The organism is Gemmiger sp. An50 (genome assembly GCF_002161595.1).
GTDB lineage: Bacteria > Bacillota > Clostridia > Oscillospirales > Ruminococcaceae > Allofournierella.
This window is the reverse complement of record NZ_NFID01000013.1, coordinates 43,682-63,501: the sequence shown is the minus strand read 5'-3', so window position 1 is coordinate 63,501 and position 19,820 is coordinate 43,682. Positions and strand designations below refer to the sequence as shown.

Here is a 19,820-nt window from a genome sequence, read left to right as displayed (position 1 = left end):
TGTTATAGTTTGGGCCGAAGAACCGGCCCCGGCGGTTTCTCCTTTCGTTTTCTCCGGCCTTTTTCCCTGGCACGGGGCCGGTTTTCCGGAGAGAGAAGCAAGGAGAGCAGGCGCGCTTTTTGCCCAGCGCGGCTGCAAATCAGACACTTGTAAGGAGGATTTTCATGGCAAAGGACAAGAAGAAAAAACTGAGCGCGAAAGCGCTCACCGCGATCCTCACGCCGCTGCTGGCCATTCTGCTGGCGTTCTCGATCGCGCTTTCCGTCATCACCACCTCGATGTATGATCTGGTGCTGCGCGACATTTTCGGCGAGACGGATTTCTCCAGCAGCAGCGCTGTGGACGGCGTGGATGCCGCCTACTACACCCGCGACATCACTGACTCTGAAGCCCTGCAGGCCGCAGAGCAGGAATTCACCCGCAAAGCCGGTGCGGAAGGCTTTGTACTGCTCTACAACAACACCGAGAACGGCAAGGGCCTGCCCGTGGCCGCCGGTTCCAAGCTGAGCCTGTTCTCCGCCTCCTCGGTGGATCTGCTGGCCGGTGGCACCGGCTCCGGCGTGAGCACCATCTCCAGCGACATGCGCACCGCTCTGCTGGAGCAGGGCTTTGAGGTGAACGAGTCCCTGTGGAAGTTCTACACCGATAACCACAGCACCTACACCCGCGGCGGCGGCGCCATCATGTACGGCGGTGCTGAGGACTGGTCCATCAACGAGGCTCCCATCTCCGCCATTCCCGACGCCGCCAAGCAGGAGGCCGAAGGCACCATCCCCGTCTTCTTCATCGCCCGCACCGGCGGCGAGGGCCGCGACCTGGGCCGCTACATGGGCGACTGGACCGACATTGAAGAGGATAAAGACAAGCACTATCTGGAGCTGGACAGCGTGGAGCTGGGCGTGATCCAGTACCTGAACGACAACTTCGACAACGTAATTCTGGTGGTCAACACCAACAACGCCTTTGAGTTGGGCTGGGTGAAGGATTACCCCAACATCTCCGCGGTGCTGTGGGCCCCCGGCGCAGGCGGCGACACCTGCCGCTCCATTGCGGACGTGCTGAGCGGCAGCGTGAACCCCTCCGGCCATCTGGTGGATACCTTCGCCTACGACCTGTTCTCCTCCCCCGCCATGCAGAACATGGGCGACATGATGATGGTCAATAACGGCAGCGACGTGGAGGCCGCCGTGTTCTACGACGAAGGCATCTACGTGGGCTACAAGTACTACGAGACCCGCTACTTCGACAAAACCCTGGACCAGGGCAACGCGGGTGACTATGACTACGCCACCACCGTACAGTATCCCTTCGGCTACGGTCTGTCCTACACCACCTTCCAGTGGTCCGACTTCACCATGAGCGAGATGGACGCCAACGGCGACATTCAGGTGAACGTGACCGTGACCAACACCGGTTCGGTGGCAGGCCGCGATGTGGTGCAGCTGTATCTGAACAGCCCCTACACCGAATATGACAAAACCAACCACATTGAGAAGGCTTCCTCCTCTCTGGTAGGCTTTGAGAAGACCGGCGAGCTGGCTCCCGGCCAGTCCGAGACTGTTACCATCACGGTGAACAAAAAGGACTTCATTTCCTACGACGACGTGCAGTCCAAGACCTACATTCTGGAGGCCGGCGACTACCTGCTGACTGCCGCCTCCAACGCCCATGCAGCCAACAACAACTTCCTGGCCTATGCGGGCGTGGAGAGCGACGGCCTGTTCGGCACCCCCGACGCAAGCTTTGTGGGCTGCTGGACCTACGACTACACCGACAACGGCGGCGTGGACAACGTGACCTATGCCACCTCTGCCGCCGGTGCCGAGATCACCAACCAGTTCGACCATGCCAGCTACGATGAGCTGACCCCCCGCGACCAGTACCTGTCCCGTCAGGACTGGGTAGGCACCTTCCCCACCACCCACGGCACTCAGGACAGCCAGCGCAAGAGCGAGTTCAGCGAAAAGAACGGCTACACCTGGGAGGTGGAGGTCTCCGACGAGATCAAAGCTGCCATCCAGGCCAAGGGCGCCGAGGCGTCCCTGAACCCCATGACCGAGGAAGAGGCCGCCGCACTGGACGGCACCTACGGCAATGACGGCGATCTGGAGCTGATCGACTTCCGCGGCCGCGACTTCGACGAAGTGGAGGCCGAGGGCGGTTGGGATGCCCTGATCGACCAGATGGACGCCACCGAGCTGGAGACCATCGTGCGCAACGGCGGCTACCAGACTCTGGCCTCTTCCAACGTGGGCAAGCCCCGTGCCATTGACTACGACGGCCCTTCCGGCCTGAACGAGGGCGGCATCACCCACGAGCCCTATTCCATCACCTATCCCTGCGCCACCAACCTGGCCGCCAGCTGGGATCGCAACAACTCCTACCTGCACGGCTACTATGTGGGCGAGGACGCTCTGGCCGCCGACGGCAACTGGGGCACCCACACCTACATCGGCCTGATCAGCGGCTGGTACGCACCCGCCATGAACATCCACCGCACCCCCTTCGCCGGCCGTAACTTCGAGTACTACTCCGAAGACGGCTTCATGTCCGGCGAGCTGGCCCTGCAGGCCGCCAGCGCCTGTGCGGAAAAGGGCGTATACGCCTACATCAAGCACTTCGCACTGAACGACCAGGAGGATCATCGCAGCCATGTGGCCACCTTCTCCAACGAGCAGGCCATCCGCGAGATCTACCTCAAGCCCTTCCAGACCTGCATCGAAGAGCGGCCCACCACCGAGATCATGGTACAGCAGTACGACGAGTCCACCGACAGCTTTACCCAGACCACTGCCGAAATCCCGGCGGTAATGACCGTGATGTCCGCCTTCAACCGGGTGGGCTGCACCTGGTCCGGCGGCGACTACAATCTGCTCACCGGCGTTCTGCGCAACGAGTGGGGCTTTGACGGCACTGTAATCACCGACTACGACAACGGCGGCGTGATGGATACCGAGCAGTGCATCCGCGCCGGCGGCGACCTGAAGCTCACCGGCTACGAGGTGGATGCTCCGCTGGATATCACCAATCCCGCTTCCCGCTACTTTGCCCGTCAGGCGCTCAAGCACATCCTGTACACCACCGTGAACTCCAACGCCATGAACGGCATTGTGCACGGCACCACAGTGGGCGAGCTGCCCTTTGCCAACTACTACTTCATCCTGATCGGTGAAGGCATCATTGCCGCTGGCCTGATCGCCTGGGGCGTGGTGGCCATCGTCCGCCGCTGGAAGAAGGAAAAGAAGGGTGCCCAGACAAACGCATAACCCTTTTTTCGCACAACTGCATTGAGAAACCCGTTTCCCCGTCTCAATGAAAAAGGAGCCTTCCCGCCGGGAAGGCTCCTTTTTGATTCCGTAAACAGGTGTCACCAGCCCTTTTTTCGCACAAAGCAGGGCAGCGGCGCGGTGGGGGCCCAGTTGGCGAACTCACACACCAGCACGGTGTATTCCCGAATGGGCAGTGCCCGGAAAAATTCCAGCAGGGCGTTCTTCTCCCCGTCACCGTTGGGGCCTCCGCTGTACAGGCAGGCCGCCAGGATGCCGCCGGGGCGCAGCGCCGCCAGCGCCGCCTCCACCGCGGGCAGACTGCTTTTCGGTGTGGTGAACAGGCTGTGGTCCGCTCCGGGCAGATAGCCGAAGTTGAAGACCACGCAGTCCGCGCTGCCCTTTTCCACCAGCTGTGCCAGATTTGCGTGGTCCGCCTGCACCGCCCGGCCGATATCCGAAAGGCCCTCCGCGGCCAGCCGGGCATTGGTATTGTCCACCGCCTGCTGCTGTAGATCCAGCGCCAGTACCTTACCCTGCGGGCCCGCCAGGCGGCACAGAAACTCGGTATCGCCCCCGTTGCCGCAGGTGGCATCCACAAAAAAGCCGCCGGGCAGCAGATTCTGACGCAGAAAATCATGGGTCAGGCCCACGGCGGTGGGGTCCGGCACCCGATGCCTGCGCCAAAGATTTCCGGCACGGGAAAAGCCGAATTTTTCCGCCAGCGCTTTCTCGGCCGCATCCTCCCCAAGCTCCAGAAAATGCAGGCTCTCGCCGGTGTATCCGCCGGTGTTTTTCAGCACCTGGCGCAAAAGAAAACTGCCGTAGCCGCGGCGGCGCCAGTCCGGGTCCACCCAAAGGGGCCCCAGCTGCCAGCCCTCGCCCTGACGGGTGCAGCCGCACCGCCCCACAAGCAGCTTTTCCTTATATAACAGGAATTCTTCTCCTTCGCGTATCACCCGCACGCCATTGCCCTGCCTTTCCAAATATGATATGCTTATATGGTGAGTTTCCAGGCATGATCCAAAGCCCGGAACCATACCAATTATACATGGATTTCACATTTTTTTCACCCGGCCATAAAATGTTTTTCACGGCGGGCGGATAAACTATAACCAGAACGATACACAAGGGGCCGCAAGAGCGGCGTTTCAATGGAGCAAACGCCCCGGACTCCTTGTTCACCTGAAAGGATGATAGAGTATGGAAAACAAATGGGAATATGATTATTCCGGCACCTACCCGAACAGCGGCGGCAACAATCCCACCCCCGCTTCCTACACCCCCATCGGCCCCAGCGGCGAACCCTCCATGGGCGCCGGCGCCGACTACACCGCCTCCGGCTCCCCGATGCCGGAAAATGGCCCCTCCGCCCCCATGGGCGGCGAACCCCAGCCTCCCCGCATGAAGAAGAGCCATCCCCGCCTGAAAAAGATCGGCGCGGGCGCACTGGCCCTGGTTCTTGTGGCAGGCGTAAGCTTCGGCGGCGGCTACGCGGGCTTCTACCTGGCCGATAAGACCAGCAGCGCCCGCATCGTATACCAGAGCGCCAATCCCTCCGGCACCGCCACCAGCACCGACGCCTCCTCTGCCGATGGCCTGGTTGGCGTGATCAACGCCATCACCCCCAGCGTGGTGGAGATCACCACCGAGCAGATGGTCACCACCAGCTACGGCTTCTGGGGCGGCCAGCAGGTGGTGAGCGGCGCGGGCAGCGGCGTGATCTTCACCGCTGACGGCTACATCATCACCAACGCCCACGTGGTGGAGGGCGCGCAGCAGATCACCGTGAAGCTGAACGACGGCACCACCTACAACGCGACCCTGGTCGGCTCTGACTCCCAGAGCGACATCGCGGTCATCAAGATCGACGCCACCGGTCTGACTCCTGCGGTCCTGGGCGACTCCGACACCATTGCCATCGGTGAGACCGCCATCGCGGTGGGCAACCCCAGCAACCTGGGCGTGACCTCCACCGACGGCATCATCAGCGCACTGAACCGCAGCGTGACCGTGGAAGGCAACACCATGAACCTGATCCAGACCAGCGCCGCTATCAGCCCGGGCAACTCCGGCGGCGGCCTGTTCAACTCCAAGGGCGAACTGATCGGCATCGTGAACGCGAAGAACGCCGATGAAAACGCCGAGGGTCTGGGCTTCGCCATTCCCATCAACACCGCCAAGGCCGTGACCCAGGATCTGATCGAAAATGGCTACGTGACCGGCCGTCCCGCTCTGGGCATCACCGTGGTGAGCATCACCGATGCGCAGACCGCCATGCAGTACGGCGTTTCCACGCTGGGCGCTTACGTGCAGAGCGTGAGCGAGGGCAGCGGCGCTGCCAATGCCGGCATGAAGGTTGGCGACCGCATCGTGAGCGTGGGCACCAAGACCGTGACCACCGCCACCGATGTGACCAACGCCCTGCAGGATTACACCGCGGGCGATACCGTTCAGGTACAGGTGGACCGGAGCGGCGAGCTGATCACCCTGAACGTGGTACTGGGCGAAAAGACCCAGGCCTAATCCCTTCCCTATACCGATTCCGATTTTTTCATATCGTTTCCTTTTTCTGTTTTCAAAAGAGCCAGGGGCCGCATGGAAGTGCGGCCCCTGGCTCTTTTTCCCCGCTTTGCATTGACGCATCCCGCCCAAACAGGTATGATTAAACTATTCTACCGTTGTTCGAAGGGGCCGGATCACCGGCGAAAGGAGCCTTTTATGAACGAGATCAAGCATCAGGCCATCCAGAAAACGGTACAGGGCCTGAATGAAAACTACCAGAGCCACGAGCTGCTCACCCTGAAGCAGGGCATGGAGCTGCCCAACCGCAAAGCGGTGATCAACATCCTGCGGGACCTGAAGGAGATCATCTTCCCCGGCTATTACGGTCCCGGCAGCCGTTTGGGTGATTTCGGCGAACACTACGCCGGCTACCGGCTGGACCGGCTGTACGACGACCTGCGCTCTCTGCTGGCCACCGCCCTGCTGTACGAGTGCGGCAAGGAGGGCTGCCAGCTGCACACCGAGCCCCGGGCCGATGAGGTGTGCGCCGCATTTTTTGAAAAGCTGCCCGCGTTGCAGCAGACGCTTTTGAAGGACGTGCAGGCAGGCTTTGAGGGTGACCCGGCCGCCAAGAGCCGGGAGGAGATCATCTTCTGCTATCCGGGCTTTTATGCCATTTACATCTACCGGGTGGCCCACGAGCTGTATCTGCAAAATGTGCCCTACATCCCCCGCATCATGACCGAGTACGCCCACAGCAGCACCGGCATCGACATCAACCCCGGCGCACAAATCGGCGAATACTTCTTCATCGACCACGGCACCGGCGTGGTCATCGGCGAGACCACCGTGATCGGCAACCACGTGAAGCTGTATCAGGGCGTCACCCTGGGTGCGCTGTCCACCCGCGGCGGCCAGCAGCTGATGGGCGTGAAGCGCCATCCCACCGTGTGCGACAATGTGACCATCTATTCCGGCGCCTCGGTGCTGGGCGGCGAGACCGTGATCGGCGAGAACACCACCATCGGCGGCGGTACCTTCATCACCGAATCGGTGCCCGCCAACAGCCGCGTGCTGGCCAAGCGCCCGGAGCAGACCATCAAATCCCCCACCGACGTGACCGACTGATTTTCTTATACAAACGAAAGCGCCGCAGAGAGCACATTTGCTCTCTGCGGCGCTCTTTTTTCAAGTCGCCATTTGCTCCCACCGGCGGATGCAGCCCCGCTCCTCCTTGGCCTGGTAGAGGGCGCTGTCGGCGTTTTTGAGCAGCTGCTCCGGGCTCATGCCCGGCCGGCACTCCGCCATGCCGAAGCTGGCTCCCACCTGGCAGGGCGAGAACAGATGGATGCCCTCCAGGCTTTTGCGAATCCGCTCGCAGGTGCGCAGGATCTGGCCCGGCTCTGGCGCATGGAACACCATGCAGAATTCGTCGCCCCCATAACGGAAAGCCGTGTTCTCCCCCGCATAGCTGCGCAGGATGCCCGCAACCATCTGCAGGCAGGCGTCGCCCTGCAGATGGCCCAACGTATCGTTCAGCTGCTTGAAGCCGTCCAGATCCATCATCACCACAACGCCCTGCCCGCCGGCACACAGCTGGCCCAGCCGGTCGTCCAGCGCCGTCCGGTTCAGCAGACCGGTCAGGCTGTCCCGCCGCAGCTCGCACTCCCGCCGGGCCGCCTCACGGATGCGTTCCCGCTCATAATAAATGGAGGCAAGGCTCAGCAGATAGCAGCCCAGCAGCAGCACCAGCCCAAGCAGCCAGTTGATGCGGTTTTCGATGTTTTCCAGCCGGTGACGCTGGGTGGAATCCCACACCACCACCAGGTCCACCACCGGCACGCCCAGCAGGCACACCGCCGCCGTGATGGAGGTAAGCCGGTAATCGCCATAGGAGATGGTGAGCATGATGGCCACCACCGGCAGCAGGATCAGCGCCGGGAACAGGCTGTGCACCCCGTACAGCACCAGGCACACCCCCGCCATACACAGCGAGACGAGCAGCTGCCGTATCTGTCCCTTCAGCCGGCTGTTCGCCGCCAGCATACCTGCCAGCACCAGAATGCTGTTGAGCAGCACCGGGATCAATAGATACTTGATCATGTAACGGGTGGGGTCCGAGTTCACAAAGCCCTCGATCCGGTTCAGCGCAAAGGCCATAATGAGCTCCAGCAGCGCTGCGGCCAGCGCAAGGCTGGTGGTCATCCCCCAATGGAGCCGCATCCATTTTTCATTCACCGTGTTCCATTGCTGACCGTTTACCGGGTGCATCCGCATTCTCCTTTTGCCCTGTGTCCACGCCCGTTCACGTGTTTTCATATACTTTTTTGTACCTTTCATTATACCAAATCCCACGGACCGGCACAACCGGAGCCGCTCTCCGCAATTCCCCGCCCCGGCTCGGTCAGCTGCCCGGGGCTTTGCCGCGCCTGCCGCCGGAATGCCTGCGGGGAAAGCCCGTAAACCTCCCGGAAGGCCCGCCAGAAATAGCCGTAATTGTGAAAGCCTGCCTCCAGCATTACCGCCTCCAGCGGCTCGTCTGAATCCAGCATCCGCCTTTTGGCCTGTTCCAGCCGGTAACGTACCAGATATTGCAGCGGCGTGAGCTGGGTGACCTTTTTAAACAGCTTGCAGAAATAGCAGCTGCTGTAACCCGCGGCCCCCGCCAGCTGCTCCAGCGTGATGGGTTCCGCATAGTGGCGGCGGATGTGGCGCAGCGCCCGGCGCACCGCCGCGCTGCCCTCCTGCCCCGCTGTCTCCGGGCTGGCCCCGCCCTGCCGGAGCAGCACCGCCAGCAGGCGCAGCAGCTTCGCCTTCCAGTCCAGCAGCTGCCACAGCTCCGGCTGGGCGGGCAGTGCCAGCCCCAGGAAAAAGGCTTCGTCCAGGTCCAGCTCCTCCCCATTGAACAGCACCGGCGTCAGCCGGTCCAGCGCCTGGAGCCGGTCCGCCCCGTCGTTCAGGTCAAACTCCACAAACAGGGACCGATACACCCCGATCCCCTCCACCTCCATGCCGGGGCTGCGCAGGAACACCAACTGGGGAATGGTCTGCACCGGGATGCCGTTTGTGACGATACAGCCGCTGCGGGAAAAGACAATATATTCGATCTCATAATGCTCCACCACCCGCCGTCCGTAGCTTTGGCGGCTGTCGGTGTGCAGCACTGCGCCGGAATCGTGCCAGCCAACAAACCGCGGCGACAGGCTTTGCAGCAGTGTTTTCTCCAAAAAAACATCCAGTCCCTTCTGAAGCGCGGCGGTTTTCGCCGCCCGCTTTTTGTTTCGGCCCCATTATAGCACAGAAGGACAAAATCGTGTAGGAGCTGCGAAAGATCGAGAATGGGAAGTGCCTGTCTGCCGTGGTACCCTGAGGATAAGCTTTTAGCAAATCACACAGGAGGGACCCTGACCATGATTTATTCCGTTTCCCAGCACGCTCCCGCCGACGGCGACGGCTCCGCCGCCCGGCCGTTCCAAACCATCGGGCAGGCCGCGGCAGCTGCCCGGCCCGGCGACACCGTTCTCATCCATGAGGGCGTTTATCGGGAGTGGGTCGCCCCGCCCCGGGGCGGCGACTGCGATGACAAGCGCATCGTCTACCAAGCCGCCGAGGGTGAGCGGCCGGTCATCACCGGCGCGGAGCCGGTCACCGGCTGGACGCACTGTGAAAAGGGAGTCTGGCGCGCCACTGTGGACAACGCGCTGTTCGGCGAATACAATCCCTATGCGGACGAGCTGTTCGGCGACTGGTACGACGGCCTGGGCCAGACCCACCACACCGGCGAGCTGTTCGCAGACGGCCAGCCGCTGGACGAGGCCGCCTCTCTGTCCGCTCTAATGGAACAGCGCTCCGGCAAGGACCGGGAATGGTTCGCCCAGGTAGAGGAACAGCAGACGGTCTTTCATGCCCGCTTCGGCGAGCAGGACCCCAACGGCCTGCAAACCGAGATCAGCGTGCGCCCCTTCTGCTTCTTCCCCAGGGAGGAAGGCATCGACTACATCACACTGTCCGGCCTGGAATGCTGCTGCGCCGCTACCCAATGGGCCCCGCCTACGGCCTTCCAGCCCGGCGCGGTCGGCCCCCACTGGAGCCGGGGCTGGGTGATCGAGAACTGCCGCATCCACGACTCCAAATGCTGCGGCATCAGCCTGGGCAAAAATCACGATCCCAAGGACAACAGCTGGAGCAAGGACCCCTGCAAGGGCGGCACCCAGACCTACACCGAGATGGTCTTCTCCACCCTGCAAAGAGGCTGGAGCCGGGAGCGCGTGGGCGGGCACACCCTGCGCGGAAACGAGATCTGGAACTGCGGTCAGGCCGGAATCGTGGGCTGTATGGGCGGCGCCTTCTGCGACATCACCGAAAATCACATTCATCACATCAACATCCGGGGAGAATTCTACGGGGCGGAGATTGCCGGCATCAAGCTGCACGCCGCCGTGGACACCCATCTGACCGGGAATGTGATCCACCACTGCTCCCGGGGCGTATGGCTGGACTGGCAGGCCCAGGGGGCCATGTTCCGGAACAACCTGTGCTTTGCCAACGACCGGGAGGAGGACCTGTTCATCGAGGTCTGCCACGGTCCCTGCCTGGTGGAGAATAATCTCCTGCTCTCTCCCCGCAGTTTTCTGGATATGTCTCAGGGAACGGCCTGTGTGCACAATCTGTTCGGCGGCAAGATCCACGCCGTGCCGGATACCAACCGCTTCACCCTGTATCATCTGCCCCATTCCACCCAGGTGGGCGGTGTGATGCTGATCTACGGCGGCGACGACCGATTCTTCAACAACCTGTTTGTCCGCGTGGGAGAGGACGGCCGCCTTTGCGGCAGCTGCGGCACCGACGCCTACGACACCTACAGCGCGGAATTCCCCGCCCGCAAAACCGGCGACGACACCCCCGCCGCCGATCTGGGCCGTACCCTGCCGGTGACCATGGGCGGCAATGCCTATCTGAACGGGGCAAAGCCCTGGACCCACGAAGGCGACGCCCGGGTCCTGCCCGACGCAAACGCAGTGCTGCGCTTGGTGGAAAAGGACGGCCATTTCTGGCTGGAAAACGATCTGGAGCAGTATTCCAGCGATCTGCGGGCCGAACCGGTCACCGCCGGGGCGCTGGGCCGGGCCTTCCAGCCGGACCAGCCCTTTGAGGACCGGGACGGCACGCCCGTACAGCTGAACCGGGACCTGCTGGGCGAAGCCCGCGGTGCTCTGCCCCGGGTGGGCCCGCTGGAACACTGGCCCGCCCGTCTGAAACTGACCTGAATTCCCTTGCAAAAAATCGAGGGCGGTCTCCCTTTGATGGGGAGACCGCCCTCGGCGTTTTCATTTTTGGTTTTGGCGCACAGCGGCGGTTTGCCCACTCTGCCTGCGGCCCATACTTTCAGGGAAGCGTTCAATCCTCCAGCGGAATCACATCGCAGAACACCGCCTGGGTCTTGGTGCCCAGCTTGCGGTCCTTGTGGTAGCGGCCGAACAGCCATTTTTTATACTGGGCCTTGTCCATGATCTGGCCGAAGAAGGTGTGCAGCCAGTTGGGCTGGCCCTGCATCAGCTGGGCGAACTCCAGAATTTTCAGCGGCGCATCGTGGGTGAGGATGTAATCCACCTGCCAGCCGGCGGCTTCCAGGTTGTCGGCGCAGGTCTTCAGCTCCTCGCTGGTGGGCAGCTCCGCCCGCCACCAGTTGATGCCCTCGTCCCGGTCCTCCTTGTCCCAGCTTTCGGCGCCGCCGAAGCAGAGCAGCTTTTTGCCCTCGATCTCCAGAATGCTGCCCCGCTGGATGTAATACAGATTGCCGCCGATGTGCCGGGCCTTGCCGCCCATGTAATCCACCTCGGGGTATTCCTTCAACAGGTCGAAATTCTCATGGCAGCCGTCAATGAACAACAGCTGGTACCGGCGCTTTTCCAGCCACTTCAGCTTTTTCTTTTCCGCCTTGTCGCCGCTCCACAAAAAGCCGAAATCCCCCAGAACGATCAGGGTATCCTGCTTTTTCAGCCGCTTTATCTCTTTTTCCGAAAAGCGCTCCACCTCGCCGTGGATATCGCCGGTCACATAAATCAAGCCTTGCCGCCCACCTTTCACCAGAAAAACACTTTATAAACCCTGTAAAAAATGCTATAATACAAGGTAAATCACTGGGCAATCTGCCCGGGAATCAATCGCTTTTTTCGGGCATTTTGCCCGTTTGCCCCACCGCGCGTGTTTCTTCCTCCGGCATTGCCCGGGCCGGATAATGCGCAGTTTCGCTCTAAACATTTTAACGCGTTTAAAAGGAAAAGTCCACATGAAAAAATTCATCGCGCTTTTGCTCGCCCTGGTTTTTATGGCCGCGGTTTTCGCGCTGCCCGCCGGGGCGGTGGGGTTTGAGCCCCCCTTCGAGATCTCCGGCAAGGCCGCCTACATCGTGAACACCGACACCAACATCATCGTATACGAAAAGAACAGCGAGGAGTCGCTGCCCGCCGCCAGTCTGACCAAGATCATGACCTGCATCCTGCTGGTGGAGCAGTACGAAGACCAGCTGGACACCGTGACCGCCGAGCTCACCGCCTCCATCCGAGATTCGCTCTACGGCAAGGGCATGGCCAACGCGGACATCCTGATGGGCGAGCCCCATACCCTGCGCAGCCTGATGTATGCGGCGCTGGTGCCCAGCGCGGCGGATGCCGCCATGATCATTGCCAACACGGTGAGCGGCGGCAGCATCGACAACTTTGTTTACATGATGAACAGCAAGGCCAAGGAGATCGGCTGCACCGGCACCACCTTTGTGGACCCGGCAGGCATGAGCCTGGACAATGTGACCACCGCCCGGGACATGTATCTGATCCTGCGCTACGCGCTGAGCTTTGACACCCTCAAGGAGGCCATGGGCACCCTGAAATGGGACATGGGCCAGGATTACATGCCCAGCCGTTATTCCTCTTCTTCGCCCTACATGCTCTACAGCACCAACAAGATGCACGACAAGGACCTGGGCGCAAAATATTACCGGGCCTACAACCAGGGCGGCAAGACCGGCACCCTGGAGGACTGGCAGAACTTCGCGGGCTGGCACACCAGCACCGACACCGGCGAAAGCTACATCAGCGTGGTGCTGAACAGCCCCAATTCCATCGACCCCTACGAATACCCCACCAAGCGTCCGGCCCTGTACGAGACCGGCCTGCTCATGGACTGGGTGTTTGAAAGCTTCGCCATCCAGCCCGCCATGCAGGTGGGCGAGCCTCTGGCCGAGGTGAAGGTGAAATATTCCACCGACGCCGATACCGTGAAGCTCTACCCGGCAGACGACATGATGACCATCCTGCCCAAAAATACCGACGAGAGCGTGACCCAGAAGACCTTCCAGCTGCCGGAATACGTCACTGCCCCGGTGAAAAAGGGCGACGTGATCGGCACCGTGACCCTTTCCCTTTCCGGCCAGACCATCGGCGTGGTGGAGCTGACCGCCGACCGGGACCTGGACCGCAACATGCTGCTGTTCACCCTGTCCAAGATTGGGGAATTCTTCGGCGGACTGTACTTCAAGGTTCTGCTCTGCGTGAGCGCGGTGACCGCCGTGGCCTATGTGATCCTCTATTACCGCCATCAGGCCACCCGCAAGAGCAATCGCCGGCCCCGCCGCCCCTCGCTGTAATCGCGACCCGTTGCTTCCCGCGCCCATTGGGTGCTGTGAAGGGCCCCGCCGCCCTTGCCGCGGCCCGGCCCAAATTCATTTGAGAGAGAGTTGGAGCTTTATGTTGGATGTGAAACGCAACCTGACCACCATCATGGACTTTTACGAGCTCACCATGGCCGCCGGGTACCTGGAGGAAGGCTACGAGGACAAGATCAGCGTGTTCGACATGTTCTTCCGCAAGATCCCGGACGGCGGCGGCTTCGCCATCATGGCCGGTCTGGACACCTTCATCGACGCTGTGGAGAACCTGAAATTCACCCCGGAGGACATCGAGTATCTGCGGGGAACCGGCGTGTTCAACGAGCGCTTTCTGGATTATCTGAGCCACTTTGAGCTGCACTGCAACATCTGGGCCATTCCCGAAGGCACTCCCATCTTCCCCCGGGAGCCCATCGTGACGGTGGAGGGCCCCTCCATCGAATGCCAGCTGCTGGAGACCCTGCTGCTGGTCACCATCAACCACCAGTGCCTGGTGGCCACCAAGGCCAACCGCATCGTGCGCAGCGCCCAGGGCCGCCCGGTCATGGAGTTCGGCGCCCGCCGCGCCCAGGGCTATGACGCTGCCGTTTACGGTGCTCGTGCCGCCTATATCGGCGGCTGCTCCTCCACCAGCTGCGTGATGGCCGCCCGGGACTTCGGCATCCCCGCTTCCGGCACCATGGCCCACAGCTGGGTGCAGATGTTTCCCAGCGAATACGACGCCTTCAAGAAATACGCTGAGTTGTATCCCGATTCCTGTGTACTGCTTGTTGATACTTACAACGTGATGAAGAGCGGCGTGCCCAACGCCATCAAGGTCTTCGACGAGGTGCTGAAGCCCCAGGGCAAGCGCCCGGTGGCCATCCGCATCGACTCCGGCGACATCGCCTATCTGTCCAAGAAGGCCCGCAAGATGCTGGACGCCGCCGGTTATGAGGACTGCGGCATCTGCGCCTCCAACAGCCTGGACGAGTACATCGTGCGGGACCTGATTTTGCAGGAGGCCAAGATCGACAGCTTCGGCATTGGCGAGAACCTGATCACCGCCAAGAGCGACCCGGTCTTCGGCGGCGTGTACAAGCTGGCCGCCGTGAAGGACGGCGAGGATTACATCCCCAAGATCAAGGTAAGCGAGAGCACCGAGAAGCTGACCATCCCTCTGCTGAAAAAGGTGTGGCGTATCTACGATCACTACACCAAGAAGGCCATGGCCGACTATGTGACCGTATTTGACGAAGAGGTGGAGGTTGGCGACGGCCTGACCCTGTTTGACCCCTTCCAGACCTGGAAGGAACGCACCTACACCAACTGCTCTGCGGTCTGCCTGACCACTCCCATCTATGAGAAGGGCAAGCTGGTTTACGACCGGCCCAACGTGACCCAGATCCGGGAGCGATGCACCGTGCAGCTGGAGAACCTGTGGGAGGAGATGCGCCGCTTCGAGTATCCCCACAAGTACTATGTGGACCTGTCCCAGAAGCTGTGGGACTGCCAGCACAAGATGCTCACCGAGCTGAGCAAGGTCACCGGAAAAGCGGCGGAATAACACCCGCCCGTACATAAAACGCCATCACCCGGGGAAAACTATTCCCCGGGTGATGTTTTTATGCTGCGAAATACCACATTATTTTTTGTGGGCGCCTTCGGTTACGGGCAGATCGAACTGCTCTACCGGGGCTATACCCACTGGACCATGCTGGCTTCGGGCGGAGTGCTTTTGCTGGTGCTGCATGCGCTGGACCGGGTGCTGCCCCGCCGGGTGCCGCTGCTGGCCCGCTGTGCGGCGGGCGCTGGCTGCATCACCGGCCTGGAGCTTGCCATGGGCCTTGTGTGCAACCGACTGCTGGGCATGGGCATCTGGGATTACTCGGACCGATGGGGCAATTTGTGGGGCCAGATCTGCCCCCGCTTCAGCCTGTACTGGTTCTTGCTGTGTATCCCGGTCTTTCTCGGCTTTGCCTGTGCCGACCGGCTGCACGCTGCCCTGCGGCCCGCCTGAGCCGCTTAGCCAAACACACAAAAGCCCTCCGCCGCGGAGTTTTCCACGGCGGAGGGCTTTTGTTGTTGAAAATCCGTTTGACTTTTTCTTATTGCTCCAGCTCCAGCACCACGGCCTGCCAGGGCTGGGCGGCATACCGGTCGAAGCCCGGCTGCGGGCCGCCCTCCTGGTTGTTGAGCAGCACCTGCCGGATGGTTCCCGGCAGCGCCAGGCTGCGGGGCAGCTCGCTCAGGTTGCAGACCACCAGCAGCGTTTTGCCGCCGCCGGTGCGGACGAAGGACATCAGGCCCTCCTGGTCCTCCATCACCGGCTCGCAATCACCCCATACCAGGGCTTCCTCCCACTGGGGATCTTTGCGCAGGGCCAGCAGCTTCTTGTACCAGTTCAGCACCGAATCCGGCCGGGCCTGCTGCTCCCTTGCGTTGATGCGGGTATAGTTGGGATTCACACCGATCCAGGGGGTTCCGGTGGTGAATCCGGCGTTCTCCCCGTCCGTCCACTGCACCGGGGTGCGGGCGTTGTCCCGACTGTACTGAGCGCAGGCGGCCAGCGCCTGTTCTTCCGTCAGTCCCAGCGCCAGGCAGGCCGCATACTCGCCGTGGGTGCTCACGTCGTCCACGTCCTCAATGCGTTCAAAGCGGGTATTGGTCATACCCAGCTCCTGGCCCTGATACAGGAACGGAATGCCCCGCAGCAGCACGCTGGCCGTGGCCAGGCAGGTCTTGGCCTGCTCATTGTCCTGCGCTTCCTTCGGCAGATACTGGCTCACGCCCCGGGGCTCGTCGTGGTTTTCGATGATGTTGGCCAGAAAGCCCACGCCCTCCGCCTGCCGCTGGGAAGCAAAGCAGGCGTCCCGGTACTGGGTGGTGGTGGGCTGCTTTGCCCAGCCCCAGCCTTTGGCATCCTTCCCCAGGCAGGTAGGCGCGAAGTCGAACATGGTGGAAAAGTGCCCATCCGGACCGATAAATTCCGCCAACTGTGCGGGGTCGGTATCGAAAACCTCGCCCACCGTGAACGCCTTGTGGGGGGCAAAGGTCTCCCGCTTCATCTCCTCCAAAAATTCTCCCAGCCCCTCGGCCACGCCGGGTTCCGAAAGCATCTGGCGGCAGTCCGAAAGGCCATCCGGCCGGTCCACCGGGTAATCCCGGAAGGCCAGGTCCTTTTTGATGTTCACGATGGCGTCGATGCGGAAGCCCGCCACGCCCTTGTCCAGCCACCAGTTGATCATCTTGTAGATCTCCCGGCGCAGCGCCGGATTCTCCCAGTTCAGGTCCGGCTGCTTTTCGTGGAAGAGGTGCAAATAATACAGATCGGTCTGGCCGGGCACCAGGCTCCAGGCGCTGCCCCCGAAGTAACCCCGCCAGTTGCAGGGCGCCTTGCCGTTCTTGCCCTTGCGGAAGTAGAAATACTGCCCGTAGGGGCCCTCCGGGTCCTCCACTGCCTTTTTGAACCAGATGTGCTCATCCGAGCAGTGGTTCACCACCAGGTCCATCACCAGGCGGATGTCCCGTCGTTTGGCCTCTGCCAGCAGTCGGTCCATGTCCTCCATGGTGCCGAAACGGGGGTCGATGGCCTGATAATCCGAGATATCATAGCCCTGGTCCGCCAGCGGGCTCTGATACACCGGCGAAAGCCAGATGATATCCACGCCCAGGTCCTTCAGATAATCCAGCTTGGCGGTGATGCCGGGCAGATCGCCCACCCCGTCGCCGTTGGAATCGTAAAAGCTTTTCGGCCAGATCTGATAGGCCGCTTTGTTGTGCCACCATTGCCGTTCCATAGGTCTGCACACTCCTTTTCTGGAATCGTTTTCAGGCCCATTATAAACACCGGCAGCGGCCTTTGCAAGCCCTTTGCCCGTTTCCGGTAAATTTCCGGGAACCGCTTATTCCACGGTCACACTCTTGGCCAGGTTGCGCGGCTTATCCACGTCGCAGCCCCGCAGCACGCTCATGTAGTAGGCAAACAGCTGCAGCGGCACGATCATCAACAGCGGCATGAATACGCTTTCCAACCGGGGCAGGCGCACCACATAGTCCGCCGCGCCCTCGGGCACCACCGCCTCCTCCTTGCACAGCAGGATCACCCTCGCGCCCCGGGTCTTGACCTCCTTCACGTTGCTCAGGGTCTTTTCAAATACGTCGTCCTGGGTGGCCAGGGCGATCACCGGAGTGCCCTCGGTGACCAGCGAGATGGTGCCGTGCTTCAGCTCGCCCGCGGCATAGGCCTCGCTGTGCACGTAGCTGATCTCCTTCAGCTTCAGGCTGCCCTCCAGTGACAGAGAGTAATCGAAGCCTCGGCCCATGAAGAACAAATCGCTGCTGTTCATGAACTGGCTGGCCAGGTACTGAATCTGATCGCAGTTTTCCAGCAGCGGCTGCTGCAGGGCGGGAGCCTTCTGCAGCTGCGCGGTCAGGTAGCCCACCTCGTGCTCATCCAGGGTGCCCCGGGCCAGGGCCAGCCGCAGCGCCAGCAGGTACATCACCGCCAGCTGCACACTGTAGGCCTTGGTGCTGGCCACCGCGATCTCCGGCCCGGCGTGGGTGTAGAGGGTCCAGTCCGCCGCGCGGGCGATGGAGGAGCCCACCACATTCACCACGGCCAGGGTCTTTGCACCCTTTTCCTTGGCCAATTTCAGCGCGGCCAGGGTGTCCAGCGTCTCGCCGCTCTGGCTGATGATGACCACCAGATCTCCCGGATTCAGAATGGGATCACTGTAGCGGAATTCACTGGCAATCTGAGTGAAAGCGGGCAGACGGGCCATCTTTTCAATGGCGGTGCGCCCCACCATGCCTGCGTGCATGGCCGTGCCGCAGCCCACGATGTGAACACCGGTCAGACCTTTCAGATACTCGTCGGTCAGGCCGCACTCGCTCAGGTCGGGCAGGCCGTCCTTGATGCGGGGACCGATGGTGGCCTGCAACGCCGCCTGCTGCTCGTGGATCTCCTTGAGCATAAAGTGGGGGTAACCGCCCTTTTCTGCGGCCTCCATCTCCCACTGGGCTTCCATGCGGGGCCGTTCCACCGGCTGGCCCAGCCGGTCAAACAGGCGGATGCTGTCCGGCTTCAGCTCCACCATGTCGCCCTCCTCCAGGGCAATGTAGGTGCGGGTATGGCGCAGCAGCGCGGGGATATCGCTGGCCAGAAAATTCTCGCCCTCGCCGCAGCCCACGATGAGCGGGCTGTCCTTCCGGGCGCCGTAGATCACGCCCGGCCGGTCCCGGAACAGGATGGCCAGGCCGTAGCTGCCCCGTACCTGGGCCAGAGTGCGGCGCATAGCGTCCAGTGGGTCGCCCTGGTAGTTGTGGTCCATCAGCTTGACCAGCACCTCGCTGTCGGTCTCGCTGCAGAATTCATACCCTTTGCGGACCAGATATTCCCGCAGCTCGGCGTAGTTTTCGATGATGCCGTTGTGGACCAGGCTCACCCGGGCCGCGGAATGAGGATGGCTGTTCACGTCGCTGGGCGCGCCGTGGGTGGCCCAGCGGGTGTGTCCGATGCCGCAGCCGCTGTCCGGCAGGTGCATCCCGGCCAGCTTTTCCTCCAAAGCGTTCAGCCGCCCCTGGGCCTTGGCCACCCGGATGCCGTCCGGATAGCTGAGCGCCACGCCCGCCGAGTCATAGCCCCGGTATTCCAGTTTATGAAGCCCTTCCAGCAGCACGTTCAGGCTGCCGGCCGTTCCCGAATATCCAACGATGCCGCACATGGCGATCGCCTCCCTATGCTGAAAATATAAATTTTGCGCACGTTTTTGCAAAACATGTGAATCAGTATAGCATATGCGTTTTCAGTTTTCAATTTCATCCTCAAAATTTATATTTTCATACACAAGTTTTCGACGCGCCCACCCGGCCCTTGGGCAATATCCCCGCAAAATGGGCAAAACAAAAGCCGCCGCCCAAACGGGCGGCGGCCTTGCAGATGCTCAATCAGGCAAAAAGCAGAACTTACTTCAGCTCGATCTTGGCACCGGCTTCTTCCAGCTTCTTCTTCATTTCCTCGGCGTCAGCCTTGGAAGCAGCTTCCTTCAGGGTCTTGGGAGCGTTGTCAACCAGCTCCTTGGCCTCCTTCAGGCCCAGACCGGTAGCTTCCTTAACAGCCTTGATAACGGCCATCTTGTTGGCGCCAACCTCAGCCAGCACAACGTCGAACTCGGTCTTCTCCTCAGCAGCGGGAGCAGCAGCGCCAGCAGCAGCGGGAGCAGCAGCAGCCACGGCGGAAACGCCGAACTCTTCGCAGTAGGTGTCGATCAGTTCCTTCAGCTCCAGAACGGTCAGCTCTTTAACAGCGTCAATGATTTTGGTGATTTTCTCAGAAGCCATTGTCATATACCTCCAATGTACTTAATTTCAAAATAATTTCGTTCAGCGGCAGCGCTTATGCG

Annotated in this window: 14 protein-coding genes; 7 read left to right on the top strand and 7 right to left on the bottom strand. The window is 61.4% G+C overall.

The window, feature by feature from the left end:
- Positions 1–164 precede the first annotated feature (164 nt).
- Complete coding sequence (locus B5G03_RS11820) at positions 165–3,266, top strand: beta-glucosidase (protein WP_087181902.1); 3,102 nt, start codon at positions 165–167, stop codon at positions 3,264–3,266.
- A gap of 101 nt (positions 3,267–3,367) precedes the next feature.
- Here the strand turns inward: B5G03_RS11820 and mnmM are convergent, their stop codons facing one another.
- A complete protein-coding gene (gene mnmM, locus B5G03_RS11815) occupies positions 3,368–4,231 on the bottom strand; it encodes a tRNA 5-(aminomethyl)-2-thiouridylate-methyltransferase MnmM (RefSeq protein WP_242962430.1) in 864 nt (287 codons plus the stop codon).
- Between the two features lie 238 nt (positions 4,232–4,469).
- Between mnmM and B5G03_RS11810 the strand changes: the two genes are divergently transcribed.
- Positions 4,470–5,792 (top strand): S1C family serine protease, encoded by a 1,323-nt coding sequence (locus tag B5G03_RS11810; RefSeq protein ID WP_087181900.1) that lies wholly within the window; start codon positions 4,470–4,472, stop codon positions 5,790–5,792.
- 195 nt (positions 5,793–5,987) lie between these two features.
- Complete coding sequence (locus B5G03_RS11805) at positions 5,988–6,899, top strand: serine O-acetyltransferase (RefSeq protein ID WP_087181899.1); 912 nt, start codon at positions 5,988–5,990, stop codon at positions 6,897–6,899.
- A gap of 60 nt (positions 6,900–6,959) precedes the next feature.
- On the opposite strand, the gene B5G03_RS11800 is transcribed toward B5G03_RS11805, so the two are convergent.
- Together B5G03_RS11800 and B5G03_RS11795 are read right to left on the bottom strand one after the other, a co-directional pair.
- The gene (locus B5G03_RS11800) at positions 6,960–8,042 is read right to left on the bottom strand and encodes a GGDEF domain-containing protein (RefSeq protein ID WP_140401688.1); all 1,083 of its coding nucleotides are present in this window, start codon (positions 8,040–8,042) and stop codon (positions 6,960–6,962) included.
- Positions 8,043–8,110: 68 nt separating this feature from the next.
- Positions 8,111–8,998 (bottom strand): helix-turn-helix domain-containing protein, encoded by an 888-nt coding sequence (locus B5G03_RS11795; protein WP_087181897.1) that lies wholly within the window; start codon positions 8,996–8,998, stop codon positions 8,111–8,113.
- A 183-nt stretch (positions 8,999–9,181) separates the two neighbouring features.
- On the opposite strand from B5G03_RS11795, the gene B5G03_RS11790 reads away from it, so the two are divergent.
- Positions 9,182–11,038: a right-handed parallel beta-helix repeat-containing protein gene (locus B5G03_RS11790; protein WP_162613403.1), complete on the top strand. Its 1,857-nt coding sequence runs from the start codon at positions 9,182–9,184 to the stop codon at positions 11,036–11,038.
- A gap of 130 nt (positions 11,039–11,168) precedes the next feature.
- Here the strand turns inward: B5G03_RS11790 and B5G03_RS11785 are convergent, their stop codons facing one another.
- Entirely contained in the window at positions 11,169–11,828 is a 660-nt protein-coding gene (locus B5G03_RS11785) for a metallophosphoesterase (protein WP_242962441.1), read from the bottom strand.
- Between the two features lie 232 nt (positions 11,829–12,060).
- On the opposite strand from B5G03_RS11785, the gene B5G03_RS11780 reads away from it, so the two are divergent.
- From B5G03_RS11780 to B5G03_RS11770, 3 genes are all read left to right on the top strand, one after another.
- Complete coding sequence (locus tag B5G03_RS11780) at positions 12,061–13,416, top strand: D-alanyl-D-alanine carboxypeptidase family protein (protein ID WP_162613402.1); 1,356 nt, start codon at positions 12,061–12,063, stop codon at positions 13,414–13,416.
- Between the two features lie 100 nt (positions 13,417–13,516).
- On the top strand, positions 13,517–14,983 hold the full coding sequence (locus B5G03_RS11775; RefSeq protein ID WP_206423621.1) for a nicotinate phosphoribosyltransferase: 1,467 nt from the start codon (positions 13,517–13,519) through the stop codon (positions 14,981–14,983).
- 60 nt (positions 14,984–15,043) lie between these two features.
- The gene (locus B5G03_RS11770) at positions 15,044–15,436 is read left to right on the top strand and encodes a putative ABC transporter permease (protein WP_087181893.1); all 393 of its coding nucleotides are present in this window, start codon (positions 15,044–15,046) and stop codon (positions 15,434–15,436) included.
- 88 nt (positions 15,437–15,524) lie between these two features.
- On the opposite strand, the gene B5G03_RS11765 is transcribed toward B5G03_RS11770, so the two are convergent.
- From B5G03_RS11765 to rplL, 3 genes are all read right to left on the bottom strand, one after another.
- Entirely contained in the window at positions 15,525–17,216 is a 1,692-nt protein-coding gene (locus tag B5G03_RS11765; RefSeq protein ID WP_087181892.1) for an alpha-glucosidase, read from the bottom strand.
- A 105-nt stretch (positions 17,217–17,321) separates the two neighbouring features.
- Positions 17,322–19,142, bottom strand: coding sequence for a glutamine--fructose-6-phosphate transaminase (isomerizing) (glmS, locus tag B5G03_RS11760; protein ID WP_087181891.1), 1,821 nt, complete (start codon positions 19,140–19,142; stop codon positions 17,322–17,324).
- A gap of 241 nt (positions 19,143–19,383) precedes the next feature.
- Positions 19,384–19,758, bottom strand: coding sequence for a 50S ribosomal protein L7/L12 (rplL, locus tag B5G03_RS11755; RefSeq protein ID WP_058963490.1), 375 nt, complete (start codon positions 19,756–19,758; stop codon positions 19,384–19,386).
- Between the last annotated feature and the right edge of the window lie 62 nt (positions 19,759–19,820).